The following is a 20,973-nucleotide window of genomic DNA, read 5'->3' as shown; positions in this document are numbered from 1 at the left end:
ATTTTCATCACTTACGTTATTCTCATTACGCATTTAATAATAAAAATCTTAGGTTGTTGGTTTATTTAAATTCGAATAATTACTTTACTGAATAAATAAATTTAATCCGGTTAATAGCAATAACCAGAAGGTTCGGCGCTGCCCGTTCCTTCCGCGATGGCACGTCTGCGTGTGGGCGCGGCATGTGGCCAGACAAAATAAGAAAAGCGCCATCATCTGCCACAAGGACTACACCTTATGCTGTTACGATTCAGTCAGTTAACTACCCACAAAGGCGCCGAGCTGGGCGCGATAGAACACGCCGTTCCCATGATCGTATTCTCGCCCGACGGCACGGTCTTGCGCGCCAACGATCTCTTCCTCAACACGCTGGGATTTCAACGCGATGACGTGATTGGCCGGCATCACCGTATTTTCTGCGATCCGAACTATGTCGCCAGCCCGTTGTACCGCAAGCATTGGGAGACGCTGAATAAGGGGCAACCCATCACAGACACCCTAAAACGCATCGCGAAAAACGGCGAGACGGTATGGCTGCAGGGCACCTACGCGCCGGTGCTGAATAAACAGGGTAAGGTGGTGGAAATCGTCAAGATCGCCAGCGAAGTGACCGAGCGAGTGACCCAGGCGCAGGAACACCGCAGCCTGCTGGCGGCGCTGAATCGATCGATGGCGATGATTTCTTTCACGCCGCAGGGCACCATTGTCAGCGCCAACGACAATATGCTGGCGCTGATGGGCTATCGGCTGGATGAGGCGTGCGGGCAGTCGCATGCGGTGCTGTGCCCGCCGGCGTTCGCCGCTTCCGACGACTATCGGCGGCACTGGCAGCGCCTGGCGCGCGGCGAGTTCATCACCGGGCGTTTTGAGCGCGTCAACCGGCGCGGCGAACGGGTATGGCTGGAGGCCAGTTACAACCCGATCCTCGACAATGAAGGCCAGGTGGTGAAAGTGGTGAAAATTGCCCAGGACATCACCCGGCTGATGCAACAGCAGCAGCACGAAGAAGAGATGGTGCGCAATGCGCATCATCTGTCGCTGGATACCGACCGGCAGGCGGCGCAGGGCGCGGTCATCGTGCAGCAGGCGGTGAAAGGCATGCAGCAGGTCGAAGCGGCAGCGCGCGAAACCTCGGACGTGGTCACCGAGCTCGGCAAGTGTTCGCAGCAGATCGGCACCATCGTCGAAGCCATTCGTAAAATCGCCTCCCAAACCAACCTGCTGGCGATTAACGCCTCCATCGAAGCTGCCCACGCCGGTGAGCACGGGCGCGGTTTTGCGGTGGTGGCCAACGAGGTGCGCACGCTGGCGGAACAGTCGCGCAAGGCGGCGACCGAGATCGAACGCATGACCAAGTCTATCCAGCAAGGCGTGGCGGCGGCGATCGCTGGCATGGCGACCTGCGTGGAACAGGCCGGCGGCGGTGTGGCATTGACCCATGACGCCGGAGAAGTGATTAACCAGGTCAATATCGGCATGCATGACGTCGTGAAGCTGATGCAGGCCTTTACCTCGGTGAAGCAGGGCGATGCGCTGCACTGAGTCTGCCGGACGCCGCCTCTGAAAACGAGGCGGCGTTTGCCTCCCCCCACCGATTCCTGCGCCGTTGAGCTGCGGTTCAATTTTACCGGTCTATGCTAGACTTGATGTGAGCGAACGTTCGTTCATTAATTAATATCAATTTATGGCGCCAGGCGCCCCCTTCACCGTTTCGGGAACTGACGATGGGAAACCGAGAAAAGATTGTCGAGGCCGCGCTGCACAGCTTTACCCATCAGGGATTTCACCAGACCAGCATGCGGGATATCGCGCAGGCGGCCGGCGTCAGCGTGGGCAACCTCTATAACCATTTTTCCGGCAAGGAGGCGCTGATCGGCGAGATCGCGCTGCTGGAAAACGGCGTATTCGCCGAGTTCGCCGCCGGATTATTGGCCGACAGAAAGCGGCCGAAACAGGCGCTGTCGATTTTTTTCACCGCCTATCATGCCTTTGTCGCCGAACCGGCCAATGTTCAGCTGTCGGCGGAGATCGTGGCGGAGGTGGCGCGCAACCCGGCGTTGGCCGAGCCGTTCAGCGCCAACCAGCGGCAGTTGATTGGGGCGCTGGCGACGGTGATCGCCGAGGCTCAGCAAACCGGTGAAATCGCGGCGGCGATAGCGCCGTTACCGCTCGCGCAGCTGGTGCTGGACGTGATCGAAAGCCAGGCCTGGCGGCAGGCGATCTTTGCGTCGCCTGCACCGGAGGAGACCACGCCGGTGCGGCTGTTGGAACAACTGCTCTACCGGCATCCCTAGTCGAGGTGGATATGCTGCACATTGAGCCGTATCGCGATGCTGACCGCCTGCAAACGGCGGCGTTGATCTACGCCGCGTTCTGCGACAAGTTCCAGCGCGCGCGCCGTTTGAGCGCCCGCCGGCAGTGGCGTCTGTTTTATCGGCTGTGGTGTTGGCAGCAAAGCGGCAGCCGGGAGCGTAGTTTCGTGGTGAAACAGGATGAGCAGGTGGTGGCGGCCTTTGCTCTCAATGCGGCCGCGGCAGAGGGCGACGCCGGATCACGCCCGCGCGCCTTGCCGATTTGGCGGCTATGCCGCCGCTACGGCTGGCTGAACGTTTGGCGCATGTATCTGCAAATTGTGGTATTGCAGCATACTCCGGCGGCCGATGAGCTGTATCTCTCTTACCTGGCGGTGGCGGAGAGTCAGCGCGGTAAAGGGGTAGGCAGGCGGCTGCTGCAGTGGATGAACGACTACGCCGCCGGACCGGGCGCAGGCCGGCGTCTGAGTCTGCACGTCAGCCGGCGCAATGTTGATGCGCAGCGCCTGTACCGGCGCTGCGGTTTTCTGGTACGGCGCGAAGAGCACTACGCCTTGCTGGGGGTGCTGTTCGGCCAGGCCGATTGGGTATTGATGGAGAAACGCAACGGGGAGGCGATGTGCGCAAAATAGGGCTGTGCCTCGTGGCGCTGGTTTTGGCGGCGTTTGGCTGGGTGATTTACGTCAACGACTTTCGCTTTGTCACCGAACCGGTCACGGTGACCGCCGGCGGCAACCGGCTGAGCGGCACGCTGGTGCTGCCGGAGCATGCGCCGGTCAAGCCCGGCGTGGTGGTGTTCATACACGGCGATGGGCCGGCCAACGCCAGCCGCGACGAAGGCTATTACGGCATTTGGGAGGCGATAGCGCAGCAGGGCTATGCGGTTTTATCCTTCGACAAGCCGGGCGTAGGCGGTTCCAGCGGCAACTGGCTGCATCAGACCATGGCGGATCGCGCGCGGGAAACCGCAGATATCATCGACTGGGCCCGGCGGGACGGGCGCTTCGATGCGCGCTGCGTGGGGCTGTGGGGCACCAGCCAGGCGGGGTGGGTGATGCCGGAGGTGGCGCGTTTGCGGCCTGACATTGCTTTCACTCTTGCACTCTCGCCGGCGATCAACTGGCTGCGGCAGGGGCGCTACAACACCCGGGCGGCGATGGCGGCGGCAGGGGACGATGAAGCGTCGATCGCCGCGCGCGAGGCGCACTGGCGCCACATCCAAACGCTGCTCGAACAGCCGGACGGTTACGAACAGTACCGCCGTGAGTTTGGCGCCGCCGCTGCATTGAGCGCCGACCGCTGGCGCTTTATTCGCGCCAACATGGCCAGCGACGCGACGGCGGGATTGCGGCATTTCGCCACGCCGGTGCACCTGATCCTGGGCGGGCGCGACGTCAACGTGGACGCGGACGAAACCGAGCGCGTGTATCGGCAAACGATCCCGGCCTCGCTGCTGACGGTGACGCGCATCGACGAGGCCGATCATGTGATGGTCAAGCCGCTGTTCGTGCGCCATCCGTGGCTGATCAACGTGGTGGGCCTGTTTGCCCCGCGCTCGGTGCAATACGACGCCTACCGGCGGGACGTGGCGGCCTTCCTGGCCGCCCATCCTTGCGGCCAGGGGCGTTAGCCTCAGCTCGCGGCAGGCGGCGGCTCTTCATGCGGCAGCGGCGCGCGGGAGATCTGCATCGCCTGCTGCGGCATGCCGATGCCGGCCCGATCGAAATGGATTTTCACCAGCCGATCGAGGGCGTATTGCACCACCCACTGTTTCAGTGCCTGTGTGCGCACCGTCACGCGGGTGGTGAACGAGCGGTCTCCCAGCGCCACCACGCCGTTGAAGACCGGCTCGCCAATCAGGAAATGCTTCACCTGCTCATCTTGCTTCAGCGCCGCGACGGCCTGATGCAGCACCTCATTGACCCGATCGATGTCCTCGTCGCGGCTGACGGTGTAGTTGGCGCGGTATACCCCGAACTCACGCGCATAGTTGGCCAGCGTGGTGATCGAGGAGTACGGCACGATGTGGTAGACGCCGTAGTCGTCGCGCAGGCCGATCGAGCGGATGGTCATGCGCTCCACGGTGCCGGTGATGCCGCTGACGGTGACGTACTCGCCGGTGTTCATGCCGTTTTCGAACTGGATGAACACGCCGGTGATCACGTCTTTCACCAGCGTCTGGGCGCCGAAGCTGATGGCCAGCCCCAGCGCGCCAGCGCCCGCCAGCAGCGGCGCGATGTTCAATCCCACCTGCGACAGCACGATCATCACGGTAATGGTGCTGATAACGATAGCCAGCACGTTGCGAAACAGCGTCAGCAGCGTGCGTTCGCGCGCGCTCGGCCGCACGCCGTTGCTCAGCTCCAGCGCCAGACGGTGCTCGATGATACTGGCCATCAGCGTCCAGCTGAATACGGCAATCAACAGGATCAGCAGGATATGCACCAGCCCGCCGAGCGTCCGCTGGCCATTTTCGCTGCCCGCCCACTGGTACAGGTTGATCAGGTGCCAGGCATCGAGCAGGAACAGCGTCACCGCCAACACCACCATCACCCGCAGTATCTTCAGCCCGTTGGGGATGTAGGAGTTGATGCGCCGCTCGAGCATCGGGTAGCGCAGATTGACGTCGGTCGGCAGTGAAATGCGGCGGAAAATCCAGCGGGTCAGCATGCCGGACAGCAGCGCGCCGACGCCGACCACCAACAGGCTTTTCACCGTGGCGCTCATCATAAAGCGCAGGCTGTTGCCGATGTCGAACTGGGACAGCACGAACAACACCAGAAAATAGGCGATCGCCAACAGATGCCAGATATGCCCCAGCCCGCGCAGGATCACGCTGAAAAACGCCATCGACCGTTCGGCCAGCAGGTTGATCTGTTGCTGTATCGGCTTGCGGTTGTGCAGGATCAGCCAAATGGCGTACAGCGTCAGCGCCAGCATCACCACCAGGTTGACGGTGGCGGCGGCCGGGTAGCTTATCTGTACCGCCACCACCGGCACCACCACCATCAGGCCGTAGCCGATCAGGCCGCTGAGCCAGGCGAGGCGGGTGTTCCAGTAGTGCGCGCTCCGGTCGCTGAAGGGGAAGGGGCGCAGATAGTCGAAGCGGGGGGCGAAAATCAGCCGCAGCACCGCCTTGAAAAATTCAATCACCGCGAAGGCGCTGAGAAACAGGGTCTGCAGCCGCAGAATGGTGGCGCTGTCGGCGTGGACGTGGCGGGCGAACAGATTGCCCGCCGCCAGCGCCAGCAGCAGTACCAGCAGATCGATGGCGAAAGCGCCGAGAATGGCGGCGGGGCGTTTATACCACGGGCCGCGCTGTAGCCGCGCATTGTGTCCCCAACTGCCCATGCGTTTGTACAGCGGCGCGATCAGCCGCCGGATCAGGTGGAACAGCGCAAAGGTGACCGCCACCGTCAGCAGAAAGTAGCCCAGCGCGCGGAAAAAGCCGGCGGGATTGAAAACGCGCTTCGGGCCGGAGTCGATCAGCTTTTGCAGCGCGCCGAGCTTTTGGTTAAAGGTGCCGATGCCTTCCTGCGCCAGCGAGTTCAGGCTGTCGCTCAGCGTAGCGGGCGTCGATTCCTCCGGCGTTGCCGGCGCGGCGGCGGGGGCGTCGCCGGCGGTCTGTTTCAGGTGGTTGATGAGTTCCGCGCGCGCTTTGTCGTCTTGCAGCAGCTCGGCCAGCGCGGCGTAGGCGGCTTTCTGCTGCTCGCTCTTGTTGGCGGGCGCGGGCGGCGCATTTTGCGCCAGCGCCGGTGGTGCGAAGACGTTCAGGGTCAGCAACAGCAGCAGGAAAAGCAGGTGTTCTCGCAGATGAGAACCTCGTCGGGAGTCTGCGTTTGGCGGCATGGTTCCTCTCTTTGGCGTTCTGTGATCGGCGGATGTAAAAGCAATACGATGAAAAACAATGAATATAGTAGGAAAGGTGGCGCGACGGGGCGTGGGAGAGCGTGCGGAATGAAAGCGGCGGGCGCGTGGTGCGCCCGCCGTTAAACCGCCAGGATCAGGACACGTGCTGCAGGAACTCCTGCAGACGCGGGCTTGGCGGATGATTGATCAGATCGTGCGGGTTGCCGTCTTCGGCAATCCGGCCCTTGTCGATAAAGATCAGGCGCGACGCCACTTTTTCGGCAAAGCCGACTTCATGGGTAACGATGACCATCGTCATGCCTTCCTCGGCCAGATCCTGCATCACCTTCAGCACTTCATGGCGCAGCTCCGGATCGAGCGCGGAGGTCGGCTCGTCGAACAGCATCATTTTCGGCTTCACCGCCAGCGCGCGCGCGATCGCCACGCGCTGCTGCTGGCCGCCCGACAGTTCGGACGGGTAATGGTGGGCACGCTCCGCCAGGCCGACCTTGGCCAGCAGTTCGCGCGCCAGCTTTTCCGCATCGGACTTCTTCGCGCCGCGCACGCGGATCGGGCCGAAGGCGACGTTTTCCAGCGCCGTCAGGTGCGGGAACAGATAGAACTGCTGGAACACCATGCCGGCTTCCTGGCGGATCAGCCGATCGTCCACTTTCGGATCGTTGGCTTTCAGGCCGTCGACGATCAGATCGCCGCTGGTGACTTCTTCCAGCTTGTTGATGCAGCGCAGCAGGGTGGATTTGCCGGAGCCGGACGGCCCGATGATCACCACCACTTCGCCTTTGTCGATCTTCAAATCGATGTTGTGCAGCACCTGGGTTTGGCCAAAATGCTTGGAGACGTTTTTAAATTCAATCACAGGATTTTCATCCTTCTTTCCAGACGACGCAGCACGAAGCTCAGCACCAGGGTAATAATCAGATAGATAACCGCCACGGCGCTCCAGATTTCCAGCGCGCGGAAGTTACCGGCAATAATTTCCTGACCCTGACGGGTCAGCTCCGCCACGCCGATCACGATGAACAGCGAGGTGTCTTTGATGCTGATGATCCACTGGTTGCCCAGCGGCGGCAGCATGCGGCGCAGCGCCAGCGGCATAATGACGTAGCGGATGGTTTCACGGCGCGACAGGCCAAGCGCCAGGCCGGCCTCGCGGAAACCGTTATGGATAGACAGCACCGCGCCGCGGGTGATTTCCGCGATGTAGGCGCCGGAGTTGATCATGATGGTCACCACCGCCGCGGTGAAAGGATCGATGCGCAAATCGGTGAACGCCATCGGCAAGGCGAAGTAGATGAACATCACCTGCACCACGATCGGCGTGCCGCGGATCACTTCGATAAACACCAACGCGATGTGGTTGGCGATCCAACCGCCGTAGGTGCGGGCAAAGCCGGCGACGAGGCCGATGATCAGGCCGCCAATCAGACCGAGGACCGAAATCCACAGGGTCATTTTGGCGCCCTCTAACAAGATAGGAATGGCGGGCCAGATGGCGCTCCAGTCGAACTGCATGATATTTCTCCCGGTGATCCCAAACGTGGGTATCAGATACAACAAAGCGCAGGGGGTTAAGCGCCCCCTGTGCTTAAGTTAATAGCTTGCCAAATTCACAGCTTACTTAGGTTCGGTGCCGAACCACTTCTTGTAAATCTCGTTATAGGTGCCGTTCTCGCGCAGCGTTTTCAGCGCGCCGTTCACCTTCTCGCGCAGCTCGTCGCTGCCTTTAGGGAAGGCGATGCCATACTGCTGCGCTTCCAGCGAATCGCCGACGGTTTTGAACTTGCCGGCGCCGGCCGTCTTAATGAAGTATAGGATGTTTGGCGTGTCGTGCAGCACCGCATCGGCGCGCTTGGTGCCCAGTTCCATGTAGGCGTTGTCGATGTTAGGGAACTGACGCAGATCCTTGGTTTTGATGTGCTGCTTGGCGTAATCCACCGAGCCGGTGCCGCTCTTCACCGCCACCACTTTGCCGTTCAGATCGTCGATGCTTTTCACGCTGTTGTTGTCGGCGTTGACCATCACCAGCAGGCCGCTCTTGTAGTAGCCGTCGGAGAAATCGATGGCTTTCTTGCGCTCATCGGTGATGGTGATGCCGGCCAGCGCCAGATCGACGTTTTTGGTCTGCAGCGCCGGAATGATGCCGCCGAAGTCCATCGGTTTCAGGGTGTAGTCCAGCTTCAGCTCTTTGGCGACCGCGGCCCACAGGTCGATGTCGAAGCCGACGTATTTGTCGCCTTGCTTGAACTCAAAAGGAACGAAAGCGGTGTCGGTGGCAACCACCAGTTTGTCTGCTGCGTGGGAACTTACGGCAAAGGCCAGAGAGAGTGCGGCCAGGGAGACTTTAAAAATCGACTTCATGAGAGGAATTCCTGTACAGGTTGCGGATTACCCATTTTTTATATTGCAGTTGGTGCCATGAAAAAATCGTGCCATGTTTTCAACTAATATAAAAACAAAGAGTTACTGCGTGATGTTGTGCCGTGACGGCGAATAGTTATGGTTATGCACCACAATGAGGCACCGAAATGGTGCGTAAGAATTATCTTGGTGCACGGGGCTATCATTAACCAAATTTTGGCTGTGAAACAACCGTTCTTTAACGTTTTTGCTTCAATATTGATAACTAACTCTAACTTTCATGATCCATTGACGGTGCAAGGGTGACTGCGAGAGGGGCAAAAGGGGAGCAGATAATGCTAACGCAACTGGCTGTCTTTGCTGCCGCGCCGGTTGTACAGGCTGGTGGCCGCGTGTTTTTTGTCTTGTTCGGCCTGGCAGGCGACGCAAAAACGCACGCCCTTCAGCGCCTTGCGGCGCGCCTCGGGGATCGGTTCTCCGCATTCCTGGCAATAGCGTTCGCTCTCGCCGTGCCCGAGCGCTTCACGCGCGCGCTGCACCGCATCGTCAATGGTGGAATCAATCTGATCTTGTACGGCGCCGTCCGCCGCCCAGCCGCTGGCCATCATCACCTCCTGACAAGGAAACCCTACCGTTTAATATGGGCCGTTTTTTGTACAATGCAACGGTCGCGCAAAAGAAAACAGGCCGGGCAAAGCCCAGCCTGCGCTGCCCGGAACGACGGGCGATCTGCAACGCTTTCGCGTTATTCGATATTGGATTCGATGAACCACAGGAATTTGTCCAGATCGCGCGAGGCGGCGGTGAACATATCGGCGGTGTCTTCGTCTTCCACTTCGGTAATGGCTTTGCGGATGTCATTCGCGACCGCGCCGTAGCGATCGGCCAGCGCTTTCAGGTGTTCTTGCACGCTGTGGATATTGGTCGGGTAGCTTTTCAGCGGCGTGCGATCGTTGACCACCTGTACGGTGCCCAGCGCCACGCCACCCAGCTGCACCACGCGCTCGGCGAAGGTGTCCTGATGCTCGATGATGGCGGTGCGGAAGCCGTCCAGCATTTCATGGACCGCGATGAAGTTCGCGCCGCGCATGTTCCAGTGCGCCTGTTTGGTGATCAACGAAAGATCGATGAATTGCACGACCTGATGGTTCAGCGCCTTGATGGCGGCCAGTTTAACTTTTTCGTCCAGATCGTTACGGGTATACAGCAGATCAGAAGATTTCGTTTTCACCAGTTTAGCGGTACTCATATCAGATATCCTCTTGATTAGTCGTTGTCCTATTTCGTTACGGGATTAATTATAGCAGGGATGTTTATTTTTGCCGCACGAAAATGGCTATTGCACAAATAGGGGTGGCCTAATGACAATATTTTTATTTGGTTTTTGTCTATTGTGTAATTTTATGAATTTTATTGTTATTTTGTTTTTTATTATTATTTTTTTCAGTGACAATTTATCCCCGTTATCTTATTTTCTGCGGGCGCGCAGGTTTGGTTAAATATCCACTTTGTTATCGTGGTGTTAATGCCAAGCCTATTCAGATTGATAGGCGTAATTGATACGGCTAAAGTATGGAAATTATCCCAGTCTTTATTGGCGAGTGATGAAAATTAACGTCGTCGGCACTAGCGGCAGCGGCAAAAGCACCCTGGCGCGTCAACTGGCGGAACGTCTTGACGTTCCCTATATCGAGATGGACAGACTCTATTGGCGGCCCGAGTGGCAGGGGACGCCCGATGGCGCGTTTCTGGCGCGGCTTGAGCAGACGCTGGCCGAAGCGGGAGGTGGCTGGGTGCTGGACGGCAACTACAGCCGCACGCAACCGATCAAGTGGCGCGAGGTCGATTATATCCTGTGGCTGGACTACGGTTTCTGCCGCACGCTGTGGCAGGCCGTGCGCCGCGCGTACCGCCGCGCGGCCAGCAAAAGCGAGCTGTGGGCGGGCACCGGCAATCGGGAAAGTTTCCGCCGTTCTTTCTTTAGCCGCGAGTCGATCGTGCTGTGGACTATCCGCACTTACTCGAAGAACCGGCGAAAATACCTGGCGGAGATGGCCCGTACCGATATAGGGGGCCGTTTCAAGCGCTTGCGCTCTCCCCGCCAGGCAGCCGATTTTCTACGGACGCTGCCGCAGGCTCACAGCAGCAGGCGGTGATGGATCCTCACCACTGCTTTCTTGATGTGCTGCGGCCGCTGCCACAGGCAGCCGGTCTTATGCGGTTCCATCTGGAAAAAGATCGCGAACATGCCATGCGTCATGTGCAGCGTTTGCGGGTGGCGTTTGATGTCCAGCAGCAGCAGATCGCTATTTTCTGCATGCGGATGTTCGCGATGCCAGTCGCCCGCCAGGCCGTATTCGATGCGTTCTTCGCCGCTGATCAGCAGATGCAGCGCGATGTACTCCTGATGCATTTCGGCGCGCTTTTCCGCCGTAGGCACGGTGGTCAGCGTCATCACGTCCATAAAGATGTTGTCGCCGTCGATCGGGTGATGGCCCAGCGCCAGTTCGGGCAGGTCGCATCGGCGCAACTCGGTCAGGGTTGAAACCAGCGCCGGCGCGAGTCCGCGGCCGAAGCGTGGGTTGAACAGGCTGTTGTGAATCACTGTTATTCTCCATGTGAGCGAAAGTCCAAAGAACCTGCGATACAGGCTAAGGGGAAGTATGCCGATTTGTCACGAGGAAAACAGTTAACCCGCCTGCATTCCGGCGTTGCGGACGGCAGGCGAGTCAGGCGATCAGGAAAGGCTTTCGAGGCGCGGTTTGGGGCGAATGGTCAGGGCGGAACCCATGGAGGCGGCGATAATCGCCGCCAGCGCCAACCATTGTACGCCGCTCAGGTGTTCGCCGAGGAACAGCATGCCGGACAGCGCCGCCATCGCCGGCTCCAGGCTCATTAAGGTGCCGAAAGTGCGCGCCGGAATTTTGGGCAGCGCGATGATCTCCAGCGAATAAGGCAGCGCGGTGGAGAGGATCGCCACCGCCAGCGCGACCGGCAGAATATCGAGGTTGAACAGCACGCTGCCGGTTTGCCAGGCGCCGATCGGGCAGAACACCAGCGCAGCGATCAACGAACCGAGCGCCACCGTACCGGGGCCGTGATCGCCGCCGGCCTTTTGGCCGAAAATGATATAGACCGCCCAGCAGGCGCCGGCGCCGAGCGCACAGGCGGCGCCGAACGGATCGATCCCGCCTACGCCGTGGCCGAGCGGCAACAGGAACCACAACCCGGCGATCGCCAGCGCCACCCAGAGAAAGTCGATCGGCCGCCGCGACGAGAACATGGCCACCGCCAACGGGCCGGTAAACTCCAGCGCCACGGCGATGCCGAGCGGCACGGTGCGCAGCGAAAGGTAGAACAGGTAGTTCATCGCGCCGAGCGACAGGCCGTAAATCAGCAGCGGCAAGCGGCTGCCGGCGACGATGCGCATACGCCACGGGCGGAAGATAATGAACAGAATCAGGGTGCCGATGAAAAGACGCAGCGTCGTAATGCCTTCCGCGCCCACGATCGGGAACAGGCTTTTGGCCAACGAGGCACCGCTTTGGATAGACACCATGGCGATGATTAACAGACAGATGGGCAGCAGCGCGGAGGGCGCTCTGCCGGAAGTAGATAACGACATCCTTAACGGGCCTTTTTTGCGCCGTTCCTCAGCCTTGAGAAAACGGTCGAAACGGGGATGCGAGCAGTGTAAATGAAATGGCGAAAATCTGTCTGAGAAAAGCGCGCATCGCGGTGAAATCCGCCGATCCTCGGATGAGATGTGGCGAATTTGGTCAAAAAGTGCGCTTTTTCTTAAGAATTATCTGGATATTAAATTGGTGATTTTTGTCACAGAAAGCCGTAGAATACGGCCGAAAATAGAGCGAAAAGAAGCAGATACACTGTTCTTGAAATCTTCTGTTACACGATATAAAGCATTAGACACTCATTTCAAGGCAGAGTTTCACGCTAATTTTTGTTATATTTTCAAAGCATGAACAAATGGATGTACTTAATAATAAAACGCGTTTGAGGTGGTTATGAAAAAAATTGCATGTCTTTCCGCAGTAGCAGCTTGCGTATTAGCAGTTAGCGCAGGTACCGCATTCGCTGGTCAGAGCACCGTATCCGCTGGCTATGCGCAGGGTGATCTCCAAGGCGTTGCTAACAAGGCCAACGGTTTCAACCTGAAATACCGTTACGAGTTCGACAACAACCCACTGGGTGTGATCGGCTCCTTCACCCACCTGGAAAAAAATCGTTCTGAAAGCGGTTTCTACAAGAAATCTCAGTACGATTCCATCACCGCAGGTCCAGCTTACCGCTTCAACGACTGGGCGAGCATCTATGGTGTGATCGGTGTTGGCTACGGCAAAAACATCGACAACGCCCAGGCTGGCGGTAACAAAGGTGGCAACAGCGACTACGGCTTCACCTACGGTGCAGGTCTGCAGTTCAACCCAATCGAAAACGTTGCCCTGGACGTTGGCTACGAGCAGAGCCGCATCCGCAGCGTGGACGTTGGCAGCTGGAACGTTGGCGTAGGCTACCGCTTCTAAGATTTCTTCATGCCTGCGGGCGTGAATGCGCGGCACAGGTTGCCGCGCGGATAAAAAATCCGCCTTCGGGCGGATTTTTTTTATCTGTCGTTAGCCACTGCGCCCCGTCGGCTGCGTCGAAAAGCGCGCGCTGCGGGCATCGCGCTCATAGCCTTGCGGTTCGGTCAGTAAACCGTACAGCTCGGGGCGGCGTCCGTAAATCCAGCGGCGTCCGGTACTGAGCGGGATCAGCGTCAGATCGAGATCGGCACTGACCAGCCGGTCTTCCGCCGCCCAGGTCTCCGCTACGATGCGGCCGTAGGGATCGAGGATCATCGCATTGCCGGTGCGTACCTCATCGTCATCGCGGCCCACGCCGTTGCTGAATAACAAAAACAGCCCGTTGTCATGAGCGCGCGAGGGCAGCCAGCGCATCAGCCAGCCGCGGCCGTGTTCGCCGCGAAAGGCGGCTTCTATCGCCTGCGGATCTTCCGCTCGCCGCTGCCACAGCGCCTGTGGGATCGGCTTCATGCCGTGCGGGCTGCGCGAATGGGTGCCGCCGGTCTGGTGTGGGGCCATCAACACCTCCGCGCCCAGCAGCGCCGTCGCGCGCACATTCTCCACCAGATTGTTGTCCCAACAGATCAATACGCCCACGCGCACGCCCCAGGGAGTGTCGAACACCGTATAGCGATCGCCGCTGGCGATAGCCGGGTGTTCGAAGGCGTGCAGTTTACGGTGCACATGCAGCGCGCCGTCCGGCAGGCATACGGCGTAGGCGTTGTAGCAATGGCCGTCGTCGCCCAGCTCGATCAGCCCGACGCCGATCGCCATATTGTAACGCTCAGCCAGCGGGCGAATGCGCGCCAGCGAAGGGCTGGACGCGATCGGTTCCGCCAGCGCCCGCACTTCGGCGTCGGACAGATGGCGCACGTGCCAATAGCCGGTGATACACATTTCCGGGAAGGCCAGCAGCTGTACCTGCTGCTCGGCCGCCTGAGCGATAAAGCGCTCGATAGTCGACAGGTTGTAATTCTTATCGTTGGCGCGATGCTGGAATTGTACCGTGGCGGCGCGTAATGAGATGGTCATGGTGTTTCTCCGATTAGGGTCTGCGTTGATTACAGCAGGTGGTTTGATTACTGTATAATCAATTAAATTCCCTATTCGATAACCTAATGGAATGGATATAAAACAACTGCGCGCCCTGGTGGCGCTGGCTGAACAGGGCAACTATCGGCAGGCGGCGAGCCGGCTATGCATCAGCCAACCGGCGCTGAGCAAGCAAATTCAGGCGCTGGAAACCCAGCTCGGCGTTCGAGTGTTCGAGCGTGGCCGACAGGGGGCGGTGCTCACCGCCGGCGGGCAGCGGCTCTACCCGGAAGCGCAGGCGCTGGTGGAGCAGTACCAGCAGTTTCAGCGGCGCGCGCGGCGGGTGGCGCTCGGGGAAGCGGGGCGGCTGACGCTGGGATTTGGCCTTTCCAGCTTTCATCTGGCGCCGCAGCTGGTGGCGGCCTTTCGCCAACGGTTTCCCGAAGTGGCGATCGGCCTGGAGGACTTGCCGTCGGAACGCCAGTATCAGCTGTTGCTGCAGGGAGAGTTGCAGGCGGGGTTCGTGCGCTTGCCGGTCAATACGCCGCTGTGCGGCGTGGCATTGCTGAGCGATCGGTTGGTGCTGGCCGCGCCGGGCGCGCTGGCGCTGCGCGCCGACGATCTGATGGCGCGTTTCAATCAGCTGCCGCTGTTGCAGTTGACTCCCAAACGCGGGCGCGGGCTCAGCGATCAGTCGCTGCGGTTTATCGCCGCCCACCGGTTGACGCCGAACGTGGTGCAGCAGGCCGGCGATATCCAGACGTTGCTGGCGCTGGTTGCCGCCGGCGTCGGTGTCGCGCTGCTGCCGCACAGCATCACGCATATCGCGCCGGCCGGCATCGATATTTTACCGCTGAGCGGCGAGGAGACGGAGTGGCAGGTCGGTATCGCCTGGGATCCGCAGCGCGCCGATGCGCTGCGGGACAACTTCATTCAGACGGCGTTGGCGGCGCAACGCGCTTAGGCATTCAAAGCGGGCAGTGCATCACCACGATCGGGCTCTGGTGATACTCGCTGCGGTGGCTTTCGCTAAAGCCGACTTTTTTCGCCAGCGCCAGCGAAGCCTGGTTTTCCGGTGAGATGATGCAGACGGTTTGCTTGCCAGGCAGGTGCGTTTTACCCCAGGCCAGCGCCGCCCGCAGCGCCTCGGTGGCGTAGCCTTTGCCGTGCGCCGAGCTCACCAGCGTCCAGCCCATTTCCGGCGCGTCGAGCGCCGGGGTGATGTCGCGCAGGAAGTTGGAGAAGCCGATGCTGCCGAGATACTCGCCGCTCTGTTTGTCACGCACCGCCCAATACCCGTATCCCAACAGTGCCCAGTGGCCGACGTAGCGCATCAGGCGCCCCCAGGAGTCTTCCCGGTCGCGCGGCGTGCCGCCGATATAGCGCACCACCAGCGGATCGGCCCACAGCGCGGCCAGCGAGTCGAAGTCGTCCAGCGTGTGCGCGTCCAGCCGCAGGCGTTCGGTGATAAGCGTTGGCGCGGTGTTGATTACGGTCATGTTGCTGCTCCTGCACAGGGTGAAAGGCGATGAAAAACAACGGCGTTCAGTATGCCAGAGAAATCACACCGCCAGCCACAACAGCCAGGTGAACAGAAAGCCGCTCAGGCCGAGCAGGGTGGTCAGCACCGTCCAGGTCTTCAGGCCATCGGCCACCGACAGCCCCAGATAGCGCGTGACGATCCAAAAACCGGAGTCGTTGACGTGGGAAAGCCCCAGCCCGCCAAAACAGGTCGCCAGCGTCACCAGCACCAGCTGCAGCTGATTCAACCCGCTGACCGCTTCCGACAACAGGCCGCCGGTGGTCAGGATCGCCACGGTGGCGGAACCCTGCGAAGCGCGCAGCGCCAGCGAAATGATAAACGCGGCGGGCACCAGCGGCAGGCCGATGGCCGTCAGCACTTCGGCCAGCGCCTTGCCGACGCCGGATTCCACCAGCACCTTGCCGAACACGCCGCCCGCGCCGGTCACCAGGATCACCACCGCGGCGGTCGGCAGCGCGGCGCCCATCACGTCACCGGCGTGTTGCAGGCTCCAGCCGCGGCGCAGCGCCAGGAAATAGAAGGCCAGCAGCAGGGCTATCATCAGCGCCACCGCCGGCGCCCCCAGCAGCGACAGCGCATCGCGCAGCGCCGAGCCTGCCGGCAACAGCGTGGCGGAGACGGTGCCGAGCATGATGATAGCGATTGGGATGACGATCAGTGCCGCCACCAGGCCGGCGCCGGGTGGGTTGATGCGATCGCTGAGCGGCGCTCGCCCTTCCGGCCGCGGCTCCGGCGCCGCCAGCTGCAGCTGTTCCAGCACCTCTATCGATAACGGATAGGTTTTGCGGTTGAGGTAGTTGGCGGCGAAATAGCCGATCGCGCCGACCGGAATACAGATCGCGAGGCCGATGATGGTCAGCCAACCGATGTCGGCGTTGAGCAAGCCGGCGGCGGCGACCGGGCCGGGGTGCGGCGGCAGCGCGACGTGTACCGTCAACATCACGCCGGCCATCGGCAGGCCGAACTTCAGCGGCGACACTTTGGCGACCTTGGCGAAGCCGTAAATAATCGGCGCCAGAATGATAAAGCCGACGTCGAAGAATACCGGAATGCCGAGGATAAATGCGGCGAGGGTCAGCGCGGCGACGGTATGTTTCGGCCCCAGCCCCTGGCTGAAACGTTGCGCCAGCGACTCGGCGCCGCCCGAGTGTTCGATCATGCGCCCGAGCATCGCCCCCAGACCGATGATGATGGTTACCGAGCCGAGCACGCCGCCCATCCCGGCGGTCATCACTTTCATCACTTCACCGGTCGGAATGCCGCTGGCCAACGCCACCAGCAGACTGACCACCAACAGCGCGACAAAGGGTTGCACCTTCGCCTTGATCACCATCAATAACAGCAGCACCACGCCGAGTACGGCAATCAGCAACAGCAGAGAGGTAGACATGAAAAAAGCCTTTCGTTGGGTAAGCGTTGGGCACCGCGATCGCCGCGTGGCGATACGGGTGCGTTTCATTGTTATAAAATCGATTTCCTGGTGTCGGCGTGCTGCTTTAGCGGTAAGGCTTCAGCCAGCCGAGTCCGGCGGCGGTGTCGCCGCGCGGGCGGTATTCGCAACCGATCCAGCCCTGATAGCCGAGCGCATCCAGCTTGTCGAACAGCCACGGGTAATTCAGTTCGCCCTCATCCGGTTCATTACGATCCGGCACCGAGGCTATCTGGATATGCGCGTAGCGCCCGGCCAGCGTTTCCAGCAGCCCGCTGATATTGCCGTCCACTAACTGCGCGTGGAAAAAGTCGAACTGGATGAACACGTTCGGTCTCTCGATTGCCGCCACCGCTTCCGCCGTCTGATGTTGACTGGCGAACAGGTAGTCGGGCTTGACCGGTGGGCTGAGCGCTTCGATCAGCACCTTGACGCCGTGCGGGGCGAAGGCGTCGGCGGCATAGCGCGCATTGGCGATAAAGGTGTCGAGATAACGTTGCCGATCCGCGCCCGCGGGCACCACGCCGGCCATCAGGTGCACGCAGGGACAGGAAAGGGCGATGGCGTAGGCCAGCGCGCGATCGATATCAGCGCGCGCATCTTGCTCGCGGCCCGGCAGCGCTGCCAGCCCCCATTCGCCGGCGGCGACATCGCCGGGCGCGGTATTGAACAGCACCTGTTGCAGGCCGTGTTCGCGCAGCTTTTCGGCCAACAGCTCGGCGGGATGCTCGTAAGGGAACAGGAATTCCACCGCGCTGAAACCTTGTTCGGCAGCGGCAGCGAAGCGCTCTAGGAACGGCACTTCGTTAAACATCATCGATAAATTGGCGGCAAATTTAGGCATGGGTCAGCTCCGTAATTCGGCAATTTCATCATCGGTCAAATAGCGGATAGGACGATCGCCGAGGGTGAAGATCAGCCGCGCCGCATCTTCCATCTCTTCGGTATTGTCCGCCGCCGCTCGCAGGTCTTTACCGGTCACCACCGGCCCGTGGTTGGCCAGTAAAAAGGCGCGGTGGGCCGGCGCCAGGCGCGCCAGATCCTGCGCCAGCCTTTCGTCGCCAGGGCGATAGTAGGGCACCACCGGCACCTTGCCGACGCGCATCACCACATAGGGGGTGAACGGTTTGATGGCGTTGTCGACGTCCAGCCCTTGCAGGCAAGAGAGCGCCGTGAGGTAGGTGCAATGCAGGTGCACCACCGCTTTGCATTCCGGATTGTTCAGATACAGCGCTCGGTGAAAGCTGATCTCTTTTGACGGCTTGTCGCCGGACAGCCAATCGCCGTTCAGGTTCACTTTAGACAGGCGATCGGCCTGCAGCTCGCCCAGGCAAGAGCCGGTCGGCGTCGCCAGTAGCGCGCCGTCCGGCAGCAACAGCGAGAGGTTGCCGGCGGAACCGGTGGCGTAGCCGCGTTGGAAAAACGAGGCGCCGAGACGCACCATCTCTTCGCGCGCTTGCTGTTCGGTCGTCATGGTCATACTGGAAACTCCGTTTGCGCGCGCGAGAAGAAGGCTTCATCGCCAAAATTGCCTGATTTCAGCGCCAGGGAAATCGCCCGATCGCTGGCGCGCACCCAGGGAACGCCGGGGGAAATGCCGGGGCCAATATGGAAGCCGCGAATGCCCAGCGCCTGCGTGACCACGCCGGAGGTTTCTCCGCCGGCGACGATAAAGCGGCTGAATCCCAACCGGTGCAGTTGTACCACCAATTCGGCGAACAGCGCTTCCACCGCTTCACTGGCGGCGGCGCCGTGCTGCCGTTGCGTTTGCTGCAGCGCTTCCGGCGGCGCAGTGGCGTAGATTAGCGGGGCAAGCGCCTCCCCGGCGTGATGCTGCGCCCAGTGCGCCAACTCGGCGGCGTAGGCGGCGCGCGTCTGGGGATCGAGGCAACGGCCGATATCGATGGCCTGCGCCGCCGCGCGTTCGCGATAGTGCGCCACCTGCCGGTTAGTCATGACGGAGCAGGAGCCAGACAGTACCACCGCCTTTTCCCCCTGCGGCGCGCCGGCCGCTTCTGCCGCGCGATCGCCGTTCTGCGCCCATTGCCGCGCCAGGCCGATCGCCAGGCCCGAACCGCCGGTCACCAGCTTCATCGTTTTCAACGCTTCACCCTGGATGAGCAGATGCCGCTCGTTGAGCGTATCCAGCACCGCGTAGCGCACGCCTTCCTGCGCCAGTTGGCGCAGCTTCTCGCTGACCGCCTCGGCGCCGCGATCCAGTTCCGCCGCCGTCACCAGCCCGCAGCGCCCGGCGGCCTGGGATTCCATCAGGCGCAGCAGGTTGCTGTCGATCATCGGCGTGACCGGATGATGACGCATGCCGGATTCAGACAGCAGCTGTTCCCCGACGAACAGGTGGCCCTGATAGACCGTGCGGCCGTTTACCGGCAGCGCCGGTGAGACAACCGTGAAATTTTCCCCCAGCGCGGTGAGCAGGGCGTCGGTCACCGGGCCGATATTGCCCTGTGCGGTGCTGTCGAAAGTGGAGCAGTATTTGAAGTAGAACTGGCGGCAGCCCTGTTTTTGCAACCAGGCCAGCGCCTGCAACGACAGTTCGACCGCCTGTTCTGCCGGGCAGGAACGCGATTTCAGGCTGATGACCGCCGCCTGTGCGTTTACCTGCGTTTCGTCCTGCGGCACGCCGTTCAGCTGCACCGTCGGCAGGCCGTTTTGCACCAGAAAACTGGCGATGTCGGTCGCGCCGGTAAAGTCATCCGCGATTACGCCAAGCAGCATCAGAGCGCCTCCTTTTTTTGCGGCAGATCGATGCCGGCAAAGATTTTGATTACCGCACTGTCGTCTTCTTTACCGTAACCGGCGTTGCTGGCGGCGGTAAACATGGTGAAAGCGGTGGAGGCCAGCGGCAGCGGGAAGTGCAGCGCCCTGGCGGTATCCGCCACCAGCCCGAGATCCTTGACGAAGATATCCACCGCCGATTTGGGCGTATAGTCGCCGTCGACCACGTGGCGCATGCGATTTTCGAACATCCAGGAGTTGCCGGCGGCGTGGGTGACCACGTCGTACATCACGTCCAGCGGTATGCCGGCGCGGGCGGCCAGCGCCATGGCTTCGGCTCCGGCGGCGATGTGCACGCCGGCCAACAGCTGGTGGATGATTTTTACCGTCGCGCCCAGACCGATGGTCTCGCCGATGCGGTAAACCTTGCCGGCGATGGCGTTCAGCACGGGTTGCAGACGCTCGAAGGTAGCGTCGGCGCCGGCGGCCATCACCGTCATCTGGCCTTCCTCCGCCTTGGCCGCTCCGCCGGAAACCGGCGCGTCCAGCATTGGTAGCCCGTAGTCCAGCAGCCGTTGCTCGATCTGTTTGGCGTCATCGGCGGAAATGGTCGAAGAGACCATCACCGCAGTGCCTGGCTTGAGCTTTGGCGCCAGGCCTTGTTCGCCGAACAAGATCTGCTTCACTTGGGCGGCGTTCACCACCAGCAGCAGCACGGCGTCCAACTCGGCCGCGAAGTCGCACGCGCTGGTAGACGCTTGTTGCGCGCCGGCCTGTTGCAGCGTCGCCAGCGCCTGCGGATTCAGGTCCGCCCCGTAGGTGGTCAATCCGGCGCGAAGGCACGAACGCGCCGCGCCCATGCCCATCGCGCCCAGTCCGATGATGCAGACGGCATAATTCCCTGGGTGTGTCATACTGCACTCCTGTTAATTTTAGTGATAATTTGTTTTGTTGTGTTAAATGTAAGCGCTTGGTGACGGTTTATCCGCGATCGATATCACAATAATTAACAATGTGTGAAACGGATTTTTCGTCTGATTTCTGGCCTGAATCAACATTACTATTATGTTTTTAAATAAGTTTATGTTTACCTGGCCTAACTGCGTGCGC

Annotated in this window: 22 protein-coding genes; 7 read left to right on the top strand and 15 right to left on the bottom strand. The window is 60.7% G+C overall.

Going from position 1 to position 20,973, the window contains the following annotated elements; all coding sequences use genetic code 11:
* Positions 1 to 237 precede the first annotated feature (237 nt).
* The 4 genes from ACJ8IJ_RS09005 (at position 238) to ACJ8IJ_RS08990 (ending at position 3,942) form a co-directional block, all read left to right on the top strand.
* A complete protein-coding gene (locus ACJ8IJ_RS09005) occupies positions 238 to 1,542 on the top strand; it encodes a methyl-accepting chemotaxis protein (protein ID WP_015377151.1) in 1,305 nt (434 codons plus the stop codon).
* Between the two features lie 182 nt (positions 1,543 to 1,724).
* Complete coding sequence (locus ACJ8IJ_RS09000) at positions 1,725 to 2,294, top strand: TetR/AcrR family transcriptional regulator (protein WP_442518547.1); 570 nt, start codon at positions 1,725 to 1,727, stop codon at positions 2,292 to 2,294.
* Between the two features lie 11 nt (positions 2,295 to 2,305).
* Positions 2,306 to 2,944, top strand: coding sequence for a GNAT family N-acetyltransferase (locus ACJ8IJ_RS08995; protein WP_442518546.1), 639 nt, complete (start codon positions 2,306 to 2,308; stop codon positions 2,942 to 2,944).
* On the top strand, positions 2,932 to 3,942 hold the full coding sequence (locus ACJ8IJ_RS08990; protein ID WP_442518545.1) for an alpha/beta hydrolase family protein: 1,011 nt from the start codon (positions 2,932 to 2,934) through the stop codon (positions 3,940 to 3,942). Before ACJ8IJ_RS08995 ends, ACJ8IJ_RS08990 begins: the two co-directional genes overlap by 13 nt.
* Before the next feature lie 2 nt (positions 3,943 to 3,944).
* On the opposite strand, the gene ybiO is transcribed toward ACJ8IJ_RS08990, so the two are convergent.
* The 6 genes from ybiO to dps form a co-directional block, all read right to left on the bottom strand.
* Entirely contained in the window at positions 3,945 to 6,161 is a 2,217-nt protein-coding gene (ybiO, locus tag ACJ8IJ_RS08985) for a mechanosensitive channel protein (protein WP_442518544.1), read from the bottom strand.
* 154 nt (positions 6,162 to 6,315) lie between these two features.
* On the bottom strand, positions 6,316 to 7,038 hold the full coding sequence (gene glnQ, locus ACJ8IJ_RS08980) for a glutamine ABC transporter ATP-binding protein GlnQ (RefSeq protein WP_004939230.1): 723 nt from the start codon (positions 7,036 to 7,038) through the stop codon (positions 6,316 to 6,318).
* Positions 7,035 to 7,694 (bottom strand): glutamine ABC transporter permease GlnP, encoded by a 660-nt coding sequence (glnP, locus tag ACJ8IJ_RS08975; RefSeq protein WP_004939229.1) that lies wholly within the window; start codon positions 7,692 to 7,694, stop codon positions 7,035 to 7,037. The genes glnQ and glnP overlap by 4 nt, the downstream gene beginning before the upstream one ends.
* 102 nt (positions 7,695 to 7,796) lie before the next feature.
* Entirely contained in the window at positions 7,797 to 8,540 is a 744-nt protein-coding gene (gene glnH / locus ACJ8IJ_RS08970; RefSeq protein WP_004939223.1) for a glutamine ABC transporter substrate-binding protein GlnH, read from the bottom strand.
* 338 nt (positions 8,541 to 8,878) lie between these two features.
* Positions 8,879 to 9,145 carry a DksA/TraR family C4-type zinc finger protein gene (locus ACJ8IJ_RS08965; RefSeq protein WP_048322540.1) on the bottom strand — a complete coding sequence of 89 codons (267 nt, stop codon included), beginning with the start codon at positions 9,143 to 9,145 and terminating at the stop codon, positions 8,879 to 8,881.
* 140 nt (positions 9,146 to 9,285) lie between these two features.
* Positions 9,286 to 9,789 carry a DNA starvation/stationary phase protection protein Dps gene (gene dps / locus ACJ8IJ_RS08960; protein ID WP_004939215.1) on the bottom strand — a complete coding sequence of 168 codons (504 nt, stop codon included), beginning with the start codon at positions 9,787 to 9,789 and terminating at the stop codon, positions 9,286 to 9,288.
* Between the two features lie 355 nt (positions 9,790 to 10,144).
* Here dps and ACJ8IJ_RS08955 point away from each other — a divergent pair, with 355 nt between their 5' ends.
* Positions 10,145 to 10,696, top strand: coding sequence for an adenylate kinase (locus ACJ8IJ_RS08955; protein WP_442518543.1), 552 nt, complete (start codon positions 10,145 to 10,147; stop codon positions 10,694 to 10,696).
* Here ACJ8IJ_RS08955 and nanQ read toward each other — a convergent pair.
* Positions 10,678 to 11,145, bottom strand: a complete 468-nt coding sequence (gene nanQ, locus ACJ8IJ_RS08950; protein ID WP_060558984.1) for an N-acetylneuraminate anomerase — start codon at positions 11,143 to 11,145, stop codon at positions 10,678 to 10,680. The genes ACJ8IJ_RS08955 and nanQ overlap by 19 nt on opposite strands.
* A gap of 132 nt (positions 11,146 to 11,277) precedes the next feature.
* Positions 11,278 to 12,165 carry a threonine/homoserine exporter RhtA gene (rhtA, locus tag ACJ8IJ_RS08945; RefSeq protein ID WP_004939202.1) on the bottom strand — a complete coding sequence of 296 codons (888 nt, stop codon included), beginning with the start codon at positions 12,163 to 12,165 and terminating at the stop codon, positions 11,278 to 11,280.
* Between the two features lie 400 nt (positions 12,166 to 12,565).
* Between rhtA and ompX the strand changes: the two genes are divergently transcribed.
* Positions 12,566 to 13,084: an outer membrane protein OmpX gene (ompX, locus tag ACJ8IJ_RS08940; RefSeq protein ID WP_004939201.1), complete on the top strand. Its 519-nt coding sequence runs from the start codon at positions 12,566 to 12,568 to the stop codon at positions 13,082 to 13,084.
* 90 nt (positions 13,085 to 13,174) lie between these two features.
* Here the strand turns inward: ompX and ACJ8IJ_RS08935 are convergent, their stop codons facing one another.
* On the bottom strand, positions 13,175 to 14,155 hold the full coding sequence (locus tag ACJ8IJ_RS08935) for a nitrilase family protein (RefSeq protein WP_442518542.1): 981 nt from the start codon (positions 14,153 to 14,155) through the stop codon (positions 13,175 to 13,177).
* A 91-nt stretch (positions 14,156 to 14,246) separates the two neighbouring features.
* Between ACJ8IJ_RS08935 and ACJ8IJ_RS08930 the strand changes: the two genes are divergently transcribed.
* Positions 14,247 to 15,119 (top strand): LysR family transcriptional regulator, encoded by an 873-nt coding sequence (locus ACJ8IJ_RS08930; RefSeq protein ID WP_164095314.1) that lies wholly within the window; start codon positions 14,247 to 14,249, stop codon positions 15,117 to 15,119.
* A 4-nt stretch (positions 15,120 to 15,123) separates the two neighbouring features.
* Here the strand turns inward: ACJ8IJ_RS08930 and ACJ8IJ_RS08925 are convergent, their stop codons facing one another.
* The 6 genes from ACJ8IJ_RS08925 to ltnD form a co-directional block, all read right to left on the bottom strand.
* A complete protein-coding gene (locus ACJ8IJ_RS08925; protein WP_004939196.1) occupies positions 15,124 to 15,654 on the bottom strand; it encodes a GNAT family N-acetyltransferase in 531 nt (176 codons plus the stop codon).
* A gap of 63 nt (positions 15,655 to 15,717) precedes the next feature.
* Positions 15,718 to 17,088: a GntP family transporter gene (locus ACJ8IJ_RS08920; protein WP_275095604.1), complete on the bottom strand. Its 1,371-nt coding sequence runs from the start codon at positions 17,086 to 17,088 to the stop codon at positions 15,718 to 15,720.
* 106 nt (positions 17,089 to 17,194) lie between these two features.
* Positions 17,195 to 17,971: a 2-oxo-tetronate isomerase gene (gene otnI, locus ACJ8IJ_RS08915; protein ID WP_275095605.1), complete on the bottom strand. Its 777-nt coding sequence runs from the start codon at positions 17,969 to 17,971 to the stop codon at positions 17,195 to 17,197.
* A gap of 3 nt (positions 17,972 to 17,974) precedes the next feature.
* Positions 17,975 to 18,607 (bottom strand): 3-oxo-tetronate 4-phosphate decarboxylase, encoded by a 633-nt coding sequence (otnC, locus tag ACJ8IJ_RS08910; RefSeq protein WP_131164489.1) that lies wholly within the window; start codon positions 18,605 to 18,607, stop codon positions 17,975 to 17,977.
* A complete protein-coding gene (gene otnK, locus ACJ8IJ_RS08905) occupies positions 18,604 to 19,863 on the bottom strand; it encodes a 3-oxo-tetronate kinase (protein WP_131164488.1) in 1,260 nt (419 codons plus the stop codon). The genes otnC and otnK overlap by 4 nt, the downstream gene beginning before the upstream one ends.
* Positions 19,863 to 20,777, bottom strand: a complete 915-nt coding sequence (ltnD, locus tag ACJ8IJ_RS08900) for an L-threonate dehydrogenase (protein WP_275095606.1) — start codon at positions 20,775 to 20,777, stop codon at positions 19,863 to 19,865. Before ltnD ends, otnK begins: the two co-directional genes overlap by 1 nt.
* Positions 20,778 to 20,973 lie beyond the last annotated feature (196 nt).

Origin of the sequence: Serratia sp. CY40230 (genome assembly GCF_052168835.1) — a bacterium.
GTDB lineage: Bacteria > Pseudomonadota > Gammaproteobacteria > Enterobacterales > Enterobacteriaceae > Serratia > Serratia nematodiphila.
This window is presented reverse-complemented; position numbering and strand designations above follow the sequence as displayed.